This window comes from Pseudomonas sp. NEEL19, from assembly GCF_028751975.1.
Lineage (GTDB): Bacteria > Pseudomonadota > Gammaproteobacteria > Pseudomonadales > Pseudomonadaceae > Aquipseudomonas > Aquipseudomonas juntendi.
In genome coordinates this window covers 1,172,889-1,190,683 of sequence record NZ_CP081491.1, presented here as the reverse complement: position 1 = coordinate 1,190,683, position 17,795 = coordinate 1,172,889, and the positions used below count along the sequence as shown (strand labels likewise).

Annotated in this window: 16 protein-coding genes; 1 reads left to right on the top strand and 15 read right to left on the bottom strand. The window is 64.4% G+C overall.

Annotated elements, in window-relative coordinates:
* Positions 1 to 57: 57 nt before the first annotated feature.
* The 15 genes from K4A76_RS05350 to K4A76_RS05280 all read right to left on the bottom strand — a co-directional run bounded on the left by K4A76_RS05350 (position 58) and on the right by K4A76_RS05280 (position 16,389).
* The gene (locus K4A76_RS05350) at positions 58 to 384 is read right to left on the bottom strand and encodes a hypothetical protein (protein ID WP_274411699.1); all 327 of its coding nucleotides are present in this window, start codon (positions 382 to 384) and stop codon (positions 58 to 60) included.
* A complete protein-coding gene (locus tag K4A76_RS05345) occupies positions 381 to 1,304 on the bottom strand; it encodes an alpha/beta hydrolase (protein WP_274411698.1) in 924 nt (307 codons plus the stop codon). The genes K4A76_RS05350 and K4A76_RS05345 overlap by 4 nt, the downstream gene beginning before the upstream one ends.
* Positions 1,276 to 2,595, bottom strand: coding sequence for a flavohemoglobin expression-modulating QEGLA motif protein (locus K4A76_RS05340; protein ID WP_274411697.1), 1,320 nt, complete (start codon positions 2,593 to 2,595; stop codon positions 1,276 to 1,278). Before K4A76_RS05340 ends, K4A76_RS05345 begins: the two co-directional genes overlap by 29 nt.
* Before the next feature lie 90 nt (positions 2,596 to 2,685).
* On the bottom strand, positions 2,686 to 3,234 hold the full coding sequence (locus K4A76_RS05335) for a hypothetical protein (RefSeq protein WP_029888050.1): 549 nt from the start codon (positions 3,232 to 3,234) through the stop codon (positions 2,686 to 2,688).
* A gap of 28 nt (positions 3,235 to 3,262) precedes the next feature.
* A complete protein-coding gene (locus K4A76_RS05330) occupies positions 3,263 to 3,967 on the bottom strand; it encodes a TetR/AcrR family transcriptional regulator (protein ID WP_274412271.1) in 705 nt (234 codons plus the stop codon).
* A gap of 181 nt (positions 3,968 to 4,148) precedes the next feature.
* Complete coding sequence (lysS, locus tag K4A76_RS05325; RefSeq protein WP_173887762.1) at positions 4,149 to 5,651, bottom strand: lysine--tRNA ligase; 1,503 nt, start codon at positions 5,649 to 5,651, stop codon at positions 4,149 to 4,151.
* A 92-nt stretch (positions 5,652 to 5,743) separates the two neighbouring features.
* Positions 5,744 to 6,839 (bottom strand): peptide chain release factor 2 gene (gene prfB, locus K4A76_RS05320; protein WP_110678858.1). Its coding sequence is split into 2 segments (ribosomal slippage): positions 5,744 to 6,766 and positions 6,768 to 6,839, totalling 1,095 coding nucleotides; the frame shifts between segments, so codons are not numbered across the junction.
* 127 nt (positions 6,840 to 6,966) lie between these two features.
* Positions 6,967 to 7,971 carry a Wsp signal transduction system regulator diguanylate cyclase WspR gene (gene wspR / locus K4A76_RS05315; protein ID WP_054890349.1) on the bottom strand — a complete coding sequence of 335 codons (1,005 nt, stop codon included), beginning with the start codon at positions 7,969 to 7,971 and terminating at the stop codon, positions 6,967 to 6,969.
* Between the two features lie 51 nt (positions 7,972 to 8,022).
* Positions 8,023 to 9,036, bottom strand: coding sequence for a chemotaxis response regulator protein-glutamate methylesterase (locus K4A76_RS05310; RefSeq protein WP_110678860.1), 1,014 nt, complete (start codon positions 9,034 to 9,036; stop codon positions 8,023 to 8,025).
* Entirely contained in the window at positions 9,033 to 11,363 is a 2,331-nt protein-coding gene (locus tag K4A76_RS05305) for a hybrid sensor histidine kinase/response regulator (RefSeq protein ID WP_274411696.1), read from the bottom strand. Before K4A76_RS05305 ends, K4A76_RS05310 begins: the two co-directional genes overlap by 4 nt.
* Positions 11,360 to 12,025: a chemotaxis protein CheW gene (locus K4A76_RS05300; RefSeq protein ID WP_029887715.1), complete on the bottom strand. Its 666-nt coding sequence runs from the start codon at positions 12,023 to 12,025 to the stop codon at positions 11,360 to 11,362. The genes K4A76_RS05305 and K4A76_RS05300 overlap by 4 nt, the downstream gene beginning before the upstream one ends.
* The gene (locus K4A76_RS05295) at positions 12,022 to 13,302 is read right to left on the bottom strand and encodes a CheR family methyltransferase (protein WP_274411695.1); all 1,281 of its coding nucleotides are present in this window, start codon (positions 13,300 to 13,302) and stop codon (positions 12,022 to 12,024) included. The genes K4A76_RS05300 and K4A76_RS05295 overlap by 4 nt, the downstream gene beginning before the upstream one ends.
* Positions 13,299 to 13,805, bottom strand: coding sequence for a chemotaxis protein CheW (locus tag K4A76_RS05290; RefSeq protein ID WP_182388787.1), 507 nt, complete (start codon positions 13,803 to 13,805; stop codon positions 13,299 to 13,301). Before K4A76_RS05290 ends, K4A76_RS05295 begins: the two co-directional genes overlap by 4 nt.
* Positions 13,806 to 13,810: 5 nt before the next feature.
* The gene (locus K4A76_RS05285) at positions 13,811 to 15,373 is read right to left on the bottom strand and encodes a methyl-accepting chemotaxis protein (protein WP_232961676.1); all 1,563 of its coding nucleotides are present in this window, start codon (positions 15,371 to 15,373) and stop codon (positions 13,811 to 13,813) included.
* A gap of 332 nt (positions 15,374 to 15,705) precedes the next feature.
* A complete protein-coding gene (locus K4A76_RS05280; protein WP_054890355.1) occupies positions 15,706 to 16,389 on the bottom strand; it encodes a tellurite resistance TerB family protein in 684 nt (227 codons plus the stop codon).
* 157 nt (positions 16,390 to 16,546) lie between these two features.
* Between K4A76_RS05280 and ydcS the strand changes: the two genes are divergently transcribed.
* Entirely contained in the window at positions 16,547 to 17,698 is a 1,152-nt protein-coding gene (gene ydcS / locus K4A76_RS05275) for a putative ABC transporter substrate-binding protein YdcS (protein WP_161891651.1), read from the top strand.
* Positions 17,699 to 17,795: the final 97 nt, after the last annotated feature.

Genomic DNA, 17,795 nt, shown 5'->3' with positions numbered 1-17,795 from the left:
CAGCTGACAGAGAAAGCCCCGCGATCGACGCGGGGCTTTTTTTTGCTTCGCTGCCGCTCACTGTACCTGCTGCGGCGTTTCCTCACCCATGCAGCGCACTGCACGCTTGCGGTTGTCCACCAGCACGCCCGTCAGGCCCTTCTGCTGGGTATCGAACAGCACCAGTACCCCTTCCACGCACTGCGCCACTTGCGGTGCCGGGTCCAGCGAAACCTTGTAATCCTCGCCGGGGACGGTCTTGAGCATGGTGTAATCCTGCAACAACAGGGCATCCTCGGGTTTGGCGAAATGCAGGTAGCCGTAGTACCACAAGGCGCCCACCGTCACGATGATGCTGCCCACACCCGTCAGGATCAGCGGGATGGCGTTGCGTTCTTCACTCATTGGGTGTTCTTCTCGTCAGGGTAATCAGGCACTTCGGCGAGCCGCCGCAGGCCGTTGAAATGGCTAGGGTCATCGAGGAAGCGCAACATCACCTGGCGCCATGTAGGGTCGGCGAAGGTCTGCACATGGCCACCTCGAGTCAGTTGCAGCACCCGTGGCGGTGGCGCGTGCTGATACAGGCGGATACCGTTTTCCAGCGGCACCAGGTCGTCATCGATGCTCTGGAAAAACAGCTTGGGCGGGCTGCGCAGTTGCTCGATCGAGCGGATCGCGCTGTCGCCGTCGGGCACCAGCCACGACAGTGGCACCTGCAATGGCCAGGTCATCCACGAGGTGCTGAGGGCATAGCGCCCCACCGCCCGGTAGCTGGCCGGCACCCCGTCGAAAACCAGGGCAGCGAAGCGCTGGCGCTGCTCCGGGTGGCCTGCCAGGTAATGAATCGCCATGGCGCCGCCCAGGCTCTGCCCCAGCAACACCAGCGGCTTGCCCTTGGCCTCGGGCGCCTGGTCCAGCCAGGTCATGGCCGCGGCGATGTCGTGGTATACCTCTGGCAGGCTCGGTTTGCCCTCAGACAGGCCATAGCCGCGGTAGTCGACCATCAGCACCTGGTAACCCTGCTCCGGCAGCCAATAGCTACCACCCAAGTGCCCGGGCAGGTTGCCGCCGTTGCCGTGCAGGTGCAGCACCGTACCCTTGACCTCGACACCCGGCTTGGCCGGCAGCCACCAGCCGTGCAGGCGAACGCCATCGGCAGTGGTCAGGGTGACATCACGGTACGCCAGCTTGGCCCGTTCAGGGGTGAACGCCTGCCCACGCTCGGGGTAGAACAGCAGGCTGCTGCAGCCGCCCAGGGCCAGCAGCACCAGCCCCAGCAGCAGCGGGCGGCAGGACTTAGAGAATATTCGCGTAGTCGGCTTCAATGCGATCCAGGCTCAGGTGGTTGAGGAAGTTGGAGAAGCACATCCAGGCCGACAGCGCGTTGAGGTCACGGAACTGTTCGGGCAAGTACTTGGGCGGCTCGACCAGCCCCTCCTCGACCAGTTGACGCAAAGTGCGCATGTCTTCCAGGGTGGTCTTGCCACAGAACAGCAGCGGTATCTGCTCGAGCTTGCCCTTCTTCACAGCCAACTGAATGTAGTTGTAAACCATGATGAAGCCCTTGAGGTAGGACAAGTCCTTGGTAAATGGCAGGCCGTTAGGCACCGAGCCGCGGAATACCCGGCTGGCGTTGCTGTAGCTTTGCCCCATCTCGAAGCCCTGCTCGCGGAAGAAGCCGTACACCTGCATGAAGTCGGCGCCCTCCTCGACCATGTGGATGGCACGGGTGCGGTTGGTAAGCTTGCGCAGGCGGCTGGGGTAGGAGGCAAAGGCAATCACCTCCATGAGGATGGCCAGGCCTTCCTGGGTCACCGTCGACGAGGGCGGGCCCTTGGCCAGGAAGGTGCAGATCGGCTGGTTCAGGCCATTGAGCGTGGTGCCGACGTGCACCAGCCCTTCGTGCACTTCCAGCGCCCGCACGTCACGGGCATTGAACATGGCATCGGCGCGCACCTTGATATAGTCGGCGCCGGCGGCGGCGTCAGCGACAATGCCGTCGGACTCGAACACACGGATGGTGCCTTCGGCCTCACCGAACACCGTGTTCAAGCGCCGCTGTAGGGTATCGACAGCCTCTTTGGCGGTCAGGTTCTTCGGTTCGTCCTTCAGGTCGCCGCGGCCATCGATGTTGTTCAGGTAGTCCGACAGCATCAGGCCGAGGTCGGCCAAGGTCGGGTCACCGGCATGAAAGGCGTCGGAAGCGGCGCCATACAACTCCTGGGAGATCAGGCCGAACTCCTCGGTGCCACGGGCTTCGAGCATGCGCACTACCATGCGGTACTCGCGGCACATGCGCTTCATGATCTGCCCGACGGGGTTGAACTGGCCTAGCTGGCGAATGATGTCGCGCTCGATCCCCTGAAACTCGGCCTTGACGGCGCTGGAGTCGAACGACAGGGGCCGCGACTGGTAATAGGCGCGGTCGACCGCTGGCGGCTCCTTGCCCTTGCCCTGCAGGAAGCCCTGCCGAATGCTGTCGTCCCACTTCACCGCATCCAGCACCCGAATCGGTGTTTGCGCCGCGACGATGCGGTCGGACAGGACGCGGATGGTCTGCTGGTATTCGTCCACCGGGGACTCCTTTCTAGTACAGAAAACCTGTACCGGCCTCATCGCCGACAAGCCACACACAGGTACAGCCCAGGGCTCCAAGGCAGTGATAAAGCCGTGGGAGCTGGCTTGCCGGCGATGAAGCCAGCACGGTCATTTGCCGGACCGCTGGAACCGGGCCACTTCAACGAACAGGTCCGAGTTGGCCGGGTCGTCCAGGTACGCCAGCACCCGCGCCGACGGGCTATCGATCAACACACCATCGCCGTTGCCTTCCGGCACCTCGGTACTGCGCCCGGTCAGTTCCTGTTTGTCCACTGCCTGCTGCACTTGCTCGACATCCAGGTTGTACAGCACCAGTTCCTTGCCATCGACGATATCGAAGCCGCCAATCAGGAAATTGCCGCCCAGGCGCTTGGGCACACCGGCCGACAGGTACCAGCGGTTACCGTGGCGCGACACCGTGAACATGTAGGCTTCCGGTGCCTTGCCTTTGGCCGTGGCGACCGCCTTGTAGGCATTGCCACTGCTACGGGTGATGGTGAGCTTCAATGGCTCACCCCAGGCGTCCTTGCTGCTCCACTTGCCGAGCAAGGCCTTGGGCGCGGCCTGATTGCTGGGCAATGGCTCATGGAAGGTCACCAGACAACCGCCCAGCAGCAGGAATGACAAAGTCAACAACACCACACGCCAGGCTTTCATCAGGTTCTCCTTGAAAAGTCGGTCTCGCTCAGGCCGATGCCAGCACCAGTTGCAGGTATCGGGTAAGCATAGCGAGCATCTGCCCATCGGCTTGCGCGCTGGCATCCTTGAGCAGGCCCTGATATTCCATCTGCTCGATAATCGCCGTCAACATTTGGGCGTCCTGTTCCGGCTGCCGCGAACCGACCACCTGCAGCAATTGGCGGGTGCCGTGCAGCAGGATCTGCTCGTGCGCACAGACCAGTTCGGCCAGGCGCGGGCACAGCAGCGCCTCTTGGCGGAACGCCTGTTCGGCCATCAGGAAGTCGCGGCGGTTCAGCAGTTGGCGCTGCACGTAGTCGGCGGTCATGCGTGCCACTTCGTCAGCCAGCCGTGCCCGCGCCTGCGGGCTGCCATCCCCTTGGGCCAGCAGCTGGCGCAGCACAACTTCGGTGTTGGCCCACAGTTTGGCCATGTAGGCGGCGCTGCGTTCGACGTACTGGGCGAAGGTATCGGTGAGCAGGTCCTCGATGTCCTTGAAATAGTAGGTGGTGGCCGACAAAGGCACACCGGCCTCGGCAGCCACCGCCCGGTGACGCACGCCGCGAACGCCATCGCGCACGACGATGCGCATGGCGGCATCGAGAATCTGCTGGCGACGCTGTTCGCTGCCCTGGCGGGCAGCTTTGCGGCCTTGGTATTGCACGCTTTCGGCGACGGCGGTGGCGATGCCGGCGGCGCCCTGGTCAGGCATGGCGGGTGTCACGGGAGGGGTACCTCATGGGCAGTGTTTCTTCAGTGCCGGCCCTTTCGCGGCTAAAGCCGCTCCTACAGGGTCGTTGTAGGAGCGGCTTTAGCCGCGAAAGGGCCAGTACAGACAACATAATGCTTCAGGCAAGAAAAAGCCGCCTGAAAAGGCGGCTCGTTCAGCTCACTCAGGCCTGCGGGCGCATGTGCGGGAACAGGATCACATCGCGGATCGACGGCGAGTTGGTCAGCAGCATCACCAGGCGGTCGATACCAATGCCTTCACCCGCGGTCGGCGGCATGCCGTACTCCAGCGCGCGAACGAAGTCGGCGTCGTAGTGCATGGCTTCGTCGTCACCGGCGTCTTTCTCGGCCACCTGGGCCAGGAAGCGCTCGGCCTGGTCTTCGGCATCGTTGAGCTCGGAGTAGGCGTTGGCGATTTCGCGGCCACCGATGAACAGCTCGAAACGGTCGGTCACGGCCGGGTTGTCGTCGTTGCGACGGGCCAGCGGGGACACCTCGAACGGGTACTCGGTGATGAAGTGGGGCTGCTCCAGCTTGTGCTCGACCAGCTCTTCGAAAATCATCACCTGCAGCTTGCCCAGGCCTTCGTGGCCCAGCACCTTGGCACCGGCCTTCCGGGCGATGTCACGGGCGCGGTCGACGTCCTGCAGGTCGGCAGCGGTCAGCTCCGGGTTGTACTTGAGGATCGAGTCGAACACCGACAGGCGGGCGAACGGCTCGCCGAAGTGGAACACCTTGTCGCCGTACGGCACGTCGGTGCTGCCCAGAACCAGCTGCGCCAGCTCGCGGAACAGTTCCTCGGTGAGGTCCATGTTGTCGCGGTAGTCGGCGTAGGCCTGGTAGAACTCGAGCATGGTGAATTCCGGGTTGTGCCGGGTCGAAACACCTTCGTTACGGAAGTTGCGGTTGATCTCGAACACTTTCTCGAACCCACCCACGACAAGCCGCTTGAGGTACAGCTCCGGCGCAATGCGCAGGAACATGGCCATGTCCAGGGCGTTGTGGTGGGTTTCGAAGGGCTTGGCCGCAGCACCACCCGGGATGGTTTGCAGCATGGGCGTTTCGACTTCGAGGAAGTCACGCTCGATCAGGAACTTGCGAATGTGCGAGATCACCTGCGAGCGCACACGGAAGGTGTGGCGGGTTTCTTCGTTGACCATCAGGTCGACGTAGCGCTGGCGGTAGCGCTGCTCGGTATCGGTCAGGCCGTGGTGCTTGTCGGGCAGCGGGCGCAGCGACTTGGTCAGCAGGCGCACGTTGGTCATTTCGACGTACAGGTCGCCTTTGCCGGAGCGGGCCAGGGTGCCTTCGGCGCTGATGATGTCGCCCAGGTCCCAGGTTTTGACTGCGGCCAGGGTTTCTTCCGGCAGGGTCTTGCGGTTGACGTAGACCTGAATGCGGCCGGTCATGTCCTGGATCACCATGAACGAGCCACGGTTGAGCATGATGCGGCCCGCCACCTTGACCGGAATCGCGGCTGCTTCCAGCTCTTCCTTGGTCTTGTCCGCGTACTGCTTCTGCAGGTCGTTGCAGTAGCTGTCGCGACGGAAGTCATTGGGGAAGGCATTGCCCTTGGCACGCTCGGCGGCAAGTTTTTCCTTGCGCAGGGCGATCAGGGCATTCTCTTCCTGTTGCAGGTCTTGCGATTCGGTCTTGAGGTCGCTCATCTGGTCATTTTTTCCATCAGGTATTCGTTGCCCTTTTCGGGCAGGGCACGCGCCAGCGGCGGTTGGCCGATGGCGCGGCGGTGGAGTACGGCTTACAGGCCCTGCTTCAGGCTTGCTTCCAGGTACTGGTCGAGGTCGCCGTCCAGCACCTTCTGGCAGTCGCTGCGTTCCACGCCGGTACGCAGGTCCTTGATACGCGAGTCATCCAGCACGTAGGAGCGGATCTGATGGCCCCAGCCGATGTCCGACTTGCTGTCTTCCAACGCCTGCGAGGCGGCGTTGCGCTTTTGCATTTCCAGCTCGTACAACTTGGCCCGCAGCATTTTCATGGCGGTGTCCTTGTTGGCGTGCTGCGAACGTTCGTTCTGGCACGCCACCACGGTATTGGTCGGTACGTGGGTGATACGTACGGCCGAGTCGGTGGTGTTGACGTGCTGGCCACCGGCACCGGAGGAACGGTAGGTGTCGATGCGCAGGTCGGACGGGTTGATCTCGATTTCGACCTTGTCGTCGATTTCTGGCGAAACGAACACCGCCGAGAACGAGGTGTGGCGACGGGCGCCGGAGTCGAACGGGCTCTTGCGCACCAGGCGGTGCACGCCGATTTCGGTGCGCAGCCAGCCAAAGGCGTACTCGCCCTTGATGTGCACGGTGGCGCCCTTGATACCGGCTACTTCACCTTCGGACAGTTCGATGATGGTGGCGTCGAAACCACGCTTGTCGGCCCAGCGCAGGTACATGCGCAGCAGGATGTTGGCCCAGTCCTGCGCCTCGGTACCGCCAGAGCCGGCCTGGATATCCAGGTAGGCGTTATTCATGTCCATTTCGCCGCTGAACATGCGACGGAACTCAAGCTGAGCCAGGTTTTCTTCCAGGCCTTCCAGCTCGGTCACGACGTCGCCGACGGCGCCTTCGTCATTTTCCTCGACAGCCATGTCGAGCAAGTCCTGGCAGTCGCCCAGGCCGTTGGACAGCTTGTCCAGGGTCTCGACCACCTGTGCCAGCATGGCACGCTCGCGGCCCAGGGCCTGGGCGTACTCGGGCTTGTTCCAGACGTTGGGGTCTTCCAGCTCGCGGTTGACTTCGATCAGGCGGTCATGCTTGTGATCGTAGTCAAAGATACCCCCGAATTGACTGGGAACGCTCGGTGAGGTCCTTGATGGTGTTCAGGATCGGTTGGATTTCCATGGCTGGCTACTCGCACGAATTCGGTGAAAAGCCTGCGAGTATAACCGAGTCCGCCGCATGGCGGCAGACCCGCCGGGCGGTAGCCTGTACATCAGCTACCACGAGGGGCGGCGTTGTTATCGGCGCGTCAGGCAATGCCGACCTGGTTGCGCCCGCCATTCTTGGCCAGGTACAGGCCCTTGTCGGCCGCCGAGATCAGTTGCCGGCAATGGCTGCCGATACTCGGAGTCTGGGTAGCCAGGCCGATGCTCACGGTCAGGAACGCATCAGCCGCCGGTGCAGTGTGCGGGATCCCCAGGCCATGCACGGTCTGGCGCAGCTTTTCGGCCACCAGCCGTGCCCCGCCAGGCGAGGTGTTGGGCAGCACCAGGGCGAATTCCTCGCCGCCGTAACGCGCGGGCAGGTCGCTGGGCCGCGAGCACGAGCCGCGGATCGACTCGGCCACCTGGCGCAGCGCCTCGTCACCGGCCAGGTGGCCGAAGCTGTCGTTGAAGGCCTTGAAGTAGTCCACGTCGATCATCAGCAGCGACAGTTGTTGCTGCTCGCGCATGGCCCGGCGCCACTCCAGTTCCAGGTATTCGTCGAAGTGCCGGCGGTTGGACAGCCCGGTCAGGCCATCGGAGTTCATCAGCCGCTGCAGCATCAGGTTGGAATCCAGCAACTGCTGCTGGCTGACGCGCAGGGCTCGGTAGGCCTCGTCGCGCTGCAGCAGGGTCAGGTAGGAGCGCGAGTGGTAGCGAATACGCGCCACCAGTTCGATGGTGTCCGGCAGCTTGACCAGGTAATCATTGGCCCCGGCCGCAAACGCCGCGCTCTTGACCAGAGGGTCTTCCTTGGTGGAGAGCACGATGATCGGAATGTCCTGGGTCACCGGGTTGTTGCGGTACTCACGCACCAGGGTCAAACCGTCCAGGCCCGGCATGATCAGGTCCTGAAGGATGACCGTGGGCTTGATGCGCATGGCCTGGGCCACCGCCTGGTGGGGGTCGGCACAAAAGTGGAAGTCGATGTTGTCCTGGTTGGCCAACCCTCGCCTCACGGCCTCGCCGATCATGGCCTGATCGTCGACCAGCAGTACCATCGCCGAGTTTTCGTTGGTGGTCGCGAAACCTTCGATCGGTAAATCATCCATACATGGTCACCCGATCACTACCGGCGTGGCGGCGTGATTCAATACGTGTCGTCATTTTCCAAAAATTTCCGTCAAGCGCCCGGCGATGCGGTCCAGCGGGCGAATTTCCACGGCAGCATCAATGGCTGCGGCGGCCTTGGGCATGCCGTACACCGCGCTGCTGGCCTGGTCCTGGGCAATGGTCAGGAAACCCTGCTGACGCATCAACTTCAGGCCTTGGGCACCGTCGCGGCCCATGCCGGTGAGCAATACCCCCACCGCATCGCCGTGCCAGTATTGGGCCACGCTCTCGAAAAACACATTGATCGAGGGCCGGTAGATTTCGTTCACAGGCTCGGGAGTGTAGGCCAGTTGGCCGTTCTTTAGCAGGCGGATATGGTGATTGGTGCCGGCCAGCAGCACCACGCCCGGCTGTGGCGGCTCGCCTTCACGGGCCAGCCGCACCTGCCGGTTGGCGGCATTGCCGAGCCACTCGGCCATGCCTGCGGCAAATACCTGGTCCACATGCTGGACCAGCACGATGGCCGCCGGAAACGCCGGCGGCAAGCCCTTGAGCAACACCTCCAGGGCTGCCGGGCCACCGGCCGACGAACCAATCGCCACCAGGCCGCGACGCTGTGAAGCTTCGCGCAGCGGCAGCTCAACCGGGCGCGCAACCGGTGCACGCTGCTGGCCAATCAGCCAGCCGATATTGAGGATCTTGCGCAGCAGCGGGGCCGCCGCTTCGCGGGGATCACCCGCGCCCAGCGCTGGGGTGTCCACCACATCGAGCGCGCCATGGCCCATGGCCTCGAACACCCGGTGCACGTTCTGCTTGCGGTCGACCGTGACGACGACGATGGCACATGGGGTTTCGGCCATGATCCGCCGGGTCGCCTCCACGCCGTCCATCACCGGCATGATCAGGTCCATGAGGATCAGGTCCGGAAGCTGCTCGGTACAACGCTGCACTGCCTCGGCGCCATTGCTGGCCACCCACACCAGCTCGTGCGCGGGCTCAAGGGCGACTGCACGGCGTAGGGCCTCGACCGCCATGGGCATGTCATTGACGATGGCGATCTTCATCCCTGAGCCCCCCCGATCAGTTCCACCACAGCATCCAGCAACGCGTCGTCGTGGAAACTGGCCTTTGCCAAATAGTAGTCGGCGCCGGCGTCCAGGCCACGCCGCCGGTCTTCCTCACGGTCTTTGTAGGACACCACCATCACTGGCAAGCCTTGCAGGCGCTGGTCGCGCCGCACCAGGGTGACCAGTTCGATACCGTCCATGCGTGGCATGTCGATATCGGTGATCAGCAAATCGAAGTCCTCACTGCGCAAGGCGTTCCAGCCGTCCATGCCGTCTACCGCTACCGCCACGTCGTAGCCACGGTGGCTGAGCAGCTTGCGCTGCAGCTCGCGCACGGTCAGTGAATCGTCGACCACCAGGATGCGTTTGTGCGCCACCCCACGGGTGCCGCCGCTGCCGCGTTCGATACGCTCCAGGCTGCCGGTGCTCAGCAGTTTATCCACCGAGCGCAGCAGGTCTTCGACATCGACGATCAGCACCACTGAACCATCATCGAGCAAGGCCCCCGAAGAAATGTCCTGCACCTTGCCCAGCCGTGGGTCGAGCGGCATCACCACCAGCACGCGTTCGCCTACCAGGCGCTCCACGGCCACACCGTACAGTTGCTCGCGCTCACGGATCACCACGACCCGCAGGCTGCTGCCGTCGCTTTGCCCCAGCGGGCGGTTGAGCAACTGGCTGGCCGCCACCAGGCCGATGTGCCGGCCCTCGTGCCAGAAGTGCTGGCGGCCTTCGATCTGCACGATCTGCTCGGCGGTGACGTCCAGGGTGCGCTCGATATGCGCCAGCGGAAAAGCGTAAGCCTCGCCACCGACCTCGACGACCAGGCTACGCACTACGGACAGGGTCAACGGCACCTGCAGATGGAAGCGGCAGCCCTGCCCTGGCTGCTGGCTCAGCTCGATCGAGCCGCGCAGTTCGCGAATCATGTGTTGCACCGCATCCAGCCCGACACCGCGCCCGGACACTTCGGTCACCTTGTCGCGCAGGCTGAAGCCGGGCAAGAACAGGAATGTCAGCAGTTCCGCTTCGCTCATGCGCGCCACGGTGTCGGCCGGCGACAGGGCGCGCTCGACGATACTGCCGCGCAGGCGCTCCAGGTCGATACCGGCGCCATCGTCGATCAGCTCCAGGCTGAGCATGCCAGCCTGGTGCGAGGCACGCAGGCGCACCAGCCCTTCCGCTGGCTTGCCCGCCAGCAGGCGCCGTTCCGGAAGTTCGATGCCGTGGTCCACGGCATTGCGCAACAGGTGGGTCAATGGCGCTTCAAGCTTTTCCAGCACATCACGGTCGACCTGGGTTTTTTCGCCCTCCACCACCAGCCGTACCGGCTTGCCCAGCGAGCGGCCGAGGTCTCGGACCATGCGACTCTGCCCGGCCAGCACATCGGCGAATGGCCGCATGCGGCAGGCCAGGGCCGTGTCGTACAGCAACTGCGCACGCTGACTAGCCTGCCAGCCGAACTCATCGAGGTCGGCGGCCTGCTGTTGCAGGATCTGCTGGGTCTCGACCAGCAGGCGCTGGGTTTGCGCCAAGGCTTCGAGCACTTCACTGTTGTGGCCGCTGTCTTCCAACTGCAGGCGCACGCCGTCGAGCGCCTGCATCCCTTGGCCGTGCATGCGTTTGAGGCGCTGCAGGGTGGCCAGGTAAGGCTTCAGGCGCTGGGTTTCCACCAACGACTTGCTGGACAGGTCGAGCAGGCTGTTCAGGCGGTCGGCAGTGACCCGTAACACCCGTTCGCCTGCATCGCCGACGCGCTTGCCCACCTTGCGCCGCAGCGCTGGCTCGGGCTCGGGCTCGGGCTCGGGCTCAGGCTCGGCGTCGGGCTCTGACAGCTCACTGGGCAGCACCAACGGTGCCGGCGGTGGGCTGACCGACGGCGACGACGGCGATATGGCCCCTGCCGCCACGGGTAGCGGCGGCACGCCGGCGCCGCCCGGGTCGAGCAGGCTGGCCATCTGCGCAAGAAACACCGGCAGGGTCGCCTGCGCCGCACTGTCGCCCGGTGTGGCAATGCGCATCAGCAAGTCGGTCCCCTGCAACAGCGCATCGATATGCTCGGCATTCAACCGCAGGCGCCCCTCCTGGGCGGCTACCAGGCAATCCTCCATGACATGCGCGACGCTGACGCCCGCGTCCACGCCAACGATACGGGCGGCGCCCTTGAGCGAGTGGGCCGCGCGCATGCACGCCTCGAGCTGGTCAGCCTGGGTAGGGTTGCGCTCGAGTGCCATCAGGCCGGCGCTGAGCACCTGGGTCTGCGCTTCGGCCTCCAGGCTGAACAGCTCGAGCAACGAGGCGTCGCGCATTTGCTCTGGGGTCATGACAAGCTCCGCTGCACGGCAGCCAGTAAGTGTTGATCGTCCAGGACCCGCACGCTGCGCCCGCGCCATTGCAGCACCGCCGCGGTATAGCGGGTGGCGTCCTGGCCACTGCCCAGCAACAGCGGGTCGAGCCGGTGGATGCCGTCGATTTCCTCGACCGCCACCACCACCGGGCCGCCCTCGCTGGCCAGGATCAGCATGCGTGGCATCGCCCGGCCGCTGCGCTGCTCGGCAGCACCCGCCTGAACCCCCAGCAAGTCGGCCAATGACAGGCATGGCACCAGCGCCCCACGTACGTTGGCGACCCCCTGCAACACCCGCGAGCGCTGGTGCGGCAACGAATGCACGGCCTGCAACGGGGCGATTTCGGCCAGGCAGGCGGTCGCCAGCGCCAGCCATTCTTCACCCAGACGGAACAGCAACATGGATCGACCGATGTGCTCTTGCAGCGGCTCACGCTCGGCCGCCGAGTGCTCCTGCGCCAATGCATAGCGGTCAAGCAGGCGGGTAGCCGCAGCGGCGTAGACTTCGCAGTTGCGGCAATGCACGTGCCGCTCCAGTAGCGGGCATTGCTTGTTGCCATGGACACCAATGCGGTTCCAGCAGTCGTCGATGAGCGCATCGTCATCGGCCAGCAGTTGCATCGCGGATTCACCGTTCACCGTTCAGACTCCCGCCCAGCCCGCGCCGCCCGCTCCTGCAGGCGCCGGGCCCCGGCCAGGTCACCCTGGGCCGCAAGCAGGGCCGCCAGGTGCAGCAACGCCTCGGGGTGTTGTGGCTCCAGATACAGCGCTTTGCGGTAGTGGGTCAGCGCTTGCTGTGCGTCGCCCTCGGTATCGCTGAGCAGCCCCAGCCAGTAATACACCTGCGCCGCCGGCGGGTACTGGCCCAGGTAGCGCTGGCATTCGTGGCGAGCCTGTGCGCTGGCGCCGGCATTGGCCAGCCGGGCGATGCCGGCCAGCAGTTCGCTGGGGCCCTCACCCGCAGCCTCGCGGGCCGGCGCTGGTCGGGCCACCACCGGCAGCGCACGCTGCGGCCGCGGCACCGGCAAGGCCGGCTGCGAATACCCGGCAGGCCCGGGCCCCGGCCAACTGCGCCTGGCAGGTGCTGCCGCTGCCGCTGCCGCCGGCGCAGGCGTGCTGCTGCCCGGGTCTCGTACGTAGGCAAACGACTGGGCGATCCCCAGCGGGCGCATGCCCAGGCGCGCCAACAGGCTGCCCTCGGCCGGACCGATGAACAGCACCCCCTGTGGGTGCAGCAGGCGCTTGAGCACTTCGAAGACGCGTTGCTGGGTCGGCACGTCGAAGTAGATCAACAGGTTGCGACAGAACACGAAGTCATACAGGCCATCGCGGCTGGCCAGCAGCGGGTCGAGCACATTGCCTACCTGCAGGCTGACTTGCTGGCGTACCCGCTCGTGCAGGCGGTGGCCTTCGTCGACCACATCGAAGTAACGCTCGCGAAAACCCAGCTCGCTGCCGCGAAAGGCATTGCGGCCATACACGGCCTGCCCGGCCTTGGCCACCGAGCTGGGGCTGATGTCCATGCCATCGACCAGAAACGCCCCCGGCGCCATACCGGCATCAAACAAGGCCATGGCCAGCGAATAGGGCTCCTCGCCCGTCGAGCACGGCAGGCTGAGCAACCGCAGCGGCCGCGCGCCGTCCAGTTCGGCACGGCGCTTGTGCGCCAGGGCCGCCAGCGCGGTGAAGGACTCGGGGTACCGGAAGAACCAGGTCTCTGGCACGATCACCGCTTCGATCAGTGCCTGTTGCTCTTCACCGGACTGCTGCAGGCGCAGCCAGTAGTCGTCCAGATCGGCAGCGCCCACTGCTACGCTGCGCTGGCGCAGTGCACGCTCGACCATCGGCGTGCCGACAGACTCCACATCCAGGCCAATACGCTCACGCAAGAAACGGAAAAAACGCTGTTCGGTCATGTCGGCCCCCCGGTCGGGCCCTGCGTGTACAGCAATGCGTGCACGGCGTCGGGCAGCAGGTCATTGACTTCGATGCGCTGCAGCATGCCAAGGGCATCCTGCCGCACCGGCCCCAGGTAAGGGGCTTCGCCCGTGTCTACACCATAGGGCTGGAACTCATCGGGCTGGCAGCGCAGGGTCTCGGTTGCCTGCTCCAGCACCAGCCCCAACTGCAGCCCAGCCCGGTAGTGCACCAGTACCAGCCGGGTGCTGGTGCGCTGCGCCGCCGGCTGGCCGAAGCTGAGCGCGGCCAGGTCGATGACGGGTATGAGCAGGCCACGGTGGGCCAGAATACCCGCCACCCAGGCTGGCGCCCGGGCAATCGGCTTGAGTGGCCGAAGTGGCAGCACTTCGACCACCTCGTGCACGCTCAGGGCAAAGCGTTGTTCCCTGATACGGAACTGCAGGTACAGCGCCCCCTTGGCGTTGCCCGGCTGTGCGGCCGGCGCTTGCGTGTCGGTCATCGCGGTCAGACTTTGAAACGCGACACGCCGCCACGCAAGCCTGCGGCCACCTGGCTAAGCTCATCGATGGCAAAGCTGGCCTGGCGCAGCGACTCGACGGTCTGGGTGCTGGCATCACTGAGCTGGGCCAACGCCTGGTTGATCTGCTCGGCACCGGTGGCCTGGGCCTGCATGCCTTCGTTGACCATCAGCACGCGCGGTGCCAAGGCCTGTACCTGGTGAATGATCTGGCTCAGTTGCTCGCCGACCTGCTGCACTTCGAACATGCCCCGGCGCACTTCTTCGGAAAACTTGTCCATGCCCATGACCCCGGCCGACACCGCCGACTGGATCTCACGCACCATCTGCTCGATATCGTAAGTGGCCACGGCGGTCTGGTCGGCCAGGCGCCGCACCTCGGTGGCGACCACGGCAAAGCCACGGCCATACTCGCCAGCCTTTTCCGCCTCGATGGCGGCGTTGAGCGACAACAGGTTGGTCTGGTCGGCCACCTTGACGATCGTCACGACCATCTGGGTAATGTTGCTGGCCTTCTCGTTGAGGATGCCCAGCTTGGCGTTGACCAGGTCGGCGGCGCCCATCACCTGGTGCATGGTCTCTTCCATGCGGGCCAGGCCCTGCTGGCCGGAGCCGGCCAGGCTGGAGGCCTGGTCGGCGGCCGAAGTGACTTCAGTCATGGTGCGCACCAGGTCACGCGAAGTGGCAGCAATTTCCCGCGAGGTGGCGCCGATTTCCGTGGTGGTGGCTGCGGTTTCGGTGGCAGTGGCCTGCTGCTGCTTGGACGTGGCGGCGATCTCGGTAACCGACGTGGTGACCTGCACCGACGAGCGCTGGGCCTGGGCCACCAGGTTCGCCAGCGCTTCGGCCATTTCGTTGAAGCCGCTCTCGATGGCGCCGAACTCATCCTTGCGTTCCAGGCTCAGGCGCACGCTCAGGTCACCCGAACGCAGCTTGTCGAGGGCTTGGACGATACGCTGCATGGGCGCGGTGATGGCGCGCATCAGCAACAGGCCGCACACCCCGGCCGCGACAATGGCCAGCAACAGCGAGACGATCATGCTGCCCTTGGCGGTGGTCACGGCACTGACGATATCGCGGGTGGCGGCATCAGCGGAGGCGCGGTTGTTCTCGATGACATCGTTCAGGTGCTTGCGACCGTCGACCCAGGCGGGTGTGAGTACGTCGTTGATCAGGCGCTGGGCTTCGGCGTAGTTGCGCTGACGGTAGGCATCGAGCACCTGGCCGACAATCTTCATGTAGTTTTCTTCAAGCTGCACGAAGCTGTCGAAGCGGGCCTGGTCGTCATTGTCCTGGATGGTGCTCTGGTAACTGGCCATGAATTGCTTCAGCCGGTCTTCGAAACTCTTGAACAGTTCCATGTCGGCCGAGGTGATTTCCCGGTGGTTGGACAGCCCGACCAACTGTTGGCTGGTGACGTAGCTGTCGACCCAGGCGCTGCGGATCATCGAGCTGTAGTAGACCCCGGGAATGCTGTCTGTACCTACGGCGGCTTCGGCGGTTTCGATGGCGGCCAACCGCGAGTAGGCGGCCACGATCATCAGCAGCATGATGGCGATGATCACGGCGAAACTTGCCAGGATCCGTTGGCGCAAGGTCCAGTTCTTCACATTCAGCCCTCAGGAATTCACAACGAGCGGGGAAAATCGCCGAAGTATAGCCTAGAGGCCTTACGCTTTTGCGGGTGAAATGTGGGGTAACCTGGCATCCCCGCTAATGGACGCTGCCCATCATGGAAAAGTCGCTTCGTTTGTGGGAGCGGCCTTGTGTCGCGAAAGGGCCGCGCAGCGGCCCCGGCATTTCATGCGGCGAAGCTAAAATCTTTGGGGCAGCTGCGCAGCCCTTTCGCGACACAAGGCCGCTCCCACAAGGACCGCGTCGCTTACTGGCCTGCGGCTAACCGCACCTGGCTCTCCAACTCCTGGCGCAAACCCGGGTCCAGACGCAACTGGCGGGCCAGCTCATCGAGGTAGGCGCGCTCCATGAAGTTTTCCTGGTCGACCATCATCATGCTGGCCAGGTACATCTCGGCAGCCATCTCGGGCGTCTGTGCGGCGCGGGCGACTTCAGCCGGGTCCAGCGGCTTGTTCAGTTCGGCGTGCAGCCAATGCTGCAACTCGCGGTCGCTGTCCAGGCGGGTGAACTCACCTTCGATCAGCGCCCGTTCGCGTTCGTCGATATGGCCGTCGGACTTGGCCGCAGCCACCAGCGCCCGCAACACCGCCTGGCTGTGCTGCTCGACCTGGGCGGGCGGCAAGCGGTCGACCGTCTGCGGCTCGCTGGCAGCCACCTGCTGGCGCGCCTGCCAGTTGCCGTAGGCCTTGTAGGCCAGCACCCCGAGTGCCGCGAGGCCACCATAGGTCAGGGCCTTGCCCCCATATTTGCGCGCCTTCTTGTTGCCCAGCAGCACGCCCAGTGCGCCACCGCCCAGCAAGCCACCACCGGCCCCGGACAACAGGCCACCAAGCCCGCTGGCGCCAGCACCGGGTTTGCCGGAAGCAGACGATTTGTTCAGCAACTCCTGGCCAGATTTGAGCAGTTGGTCCAGCAAGCCACGGGTGTTCATGTGCAAGTCTCCAGGCATGGGAAGTCATCCGCCAGAGTAAGGCCTGCCCGGTAAAGGACCATGCGCGGATTTGCTTCTGGATGTTGCATTGACTGGCAAAAAGCCAACTAGACTCGACCACTGCCGCGACCACAATCTCCAACAAGAGGGAACACCCATGCCCGTGCACAAGACCGCATTGCTCGGCGCCACCACCTGTGCCGTGCTGGCCAGTACCGGCCTGCTGGCCGCCGAACCGCCCAAGGCCCTGGGGCCTGGCGAAGGGCGCCTGGACATCGTCGCCTGGCCCGGCTACATCGAGCGCGGTGAAAGCGACAAGGCGTATGACTGGGTGACCGGCTTCGAACAGCAAACCGGCTGCAAGGTCAGCGTGAAAACCGCTGCCACCTCGGACGAAATGGTCAGCCTGATGGCCAAGGGGGGCTACGACCTGGTTACCGCCTCGGGCGATGCCTCGTTACGGCTGATCGCCGGCAAACGGGTGCAACCGATCAACACCGCCTTGATCCCCAACTGGAAAAACATCGACCCGCGCCTGCAGAACGGTGGCTGGTATGTGGTCGACAAACAGGTCTATGGCACCCCGTATCAGTGGGGACCGAACGTGCTGCTGTACAACACCAACACGTTCAAGCAGGCACCGACCAGCTGGGGCGTGGTGTTCGTGCCGCAGGACCTGCCCGATGGCAAGCCGAACAAAGGCCGCGTACAGGCGTATGACGGGCCGATCTACATCGCGGACGCGGCGCTGTACCTGAAGTCGGCCAAGCCCGAACTGGGCATCCAGGACCCGTATGAACTGACCGAGACGCAATACCAGGCGGTGCTCGAACTGCTGCGCCAGCAGCAACCGCTGATCCACCGCTACTGGCACGACGCCACAGTGCAGATGAGCGACGTGAAGAACGAAGGCGTGGTCGCCTCCAGTTCGTGGGGCTACATGGTCAATGGCCTGAAGGCCGAGCACCAGCCCGTGGCGTCGACCATCCCCAAGGAGGGCGCTACCGGCTGGGCCGATACCACCATGCTGCACACCGATGCCAAGCACCCCAACTGCGCCTATCAATGGATGGACTGGTCGCTGCAACCGAAGGTGCAGGGTGACGTGGCCGCCTGGTTCGGCTCTTTGCCGGCGGTGCCGGCAGCCTGCAGTGGCAACGAGTTGCTCGGCGCCGAGGGTTGCAAGACCAACGGCTTCGACAACTTCGACAAGATCGCCTTCTGGAAAACCCCGCAGGCCCAGGGTGGCAAGTTCGTGCCCTACAGCCGCTGGACTCAAGATTACATTGCCATCATGGGTGGGCGCTGAAGGTTTCTCCGCCTGTTCCGGCCCTGTGGTGTGATCCCTGTGGGGCCGGCTTGCCGGGGACAGGGCCGATACAGGCAAGACAAGAACAACAGAGAAC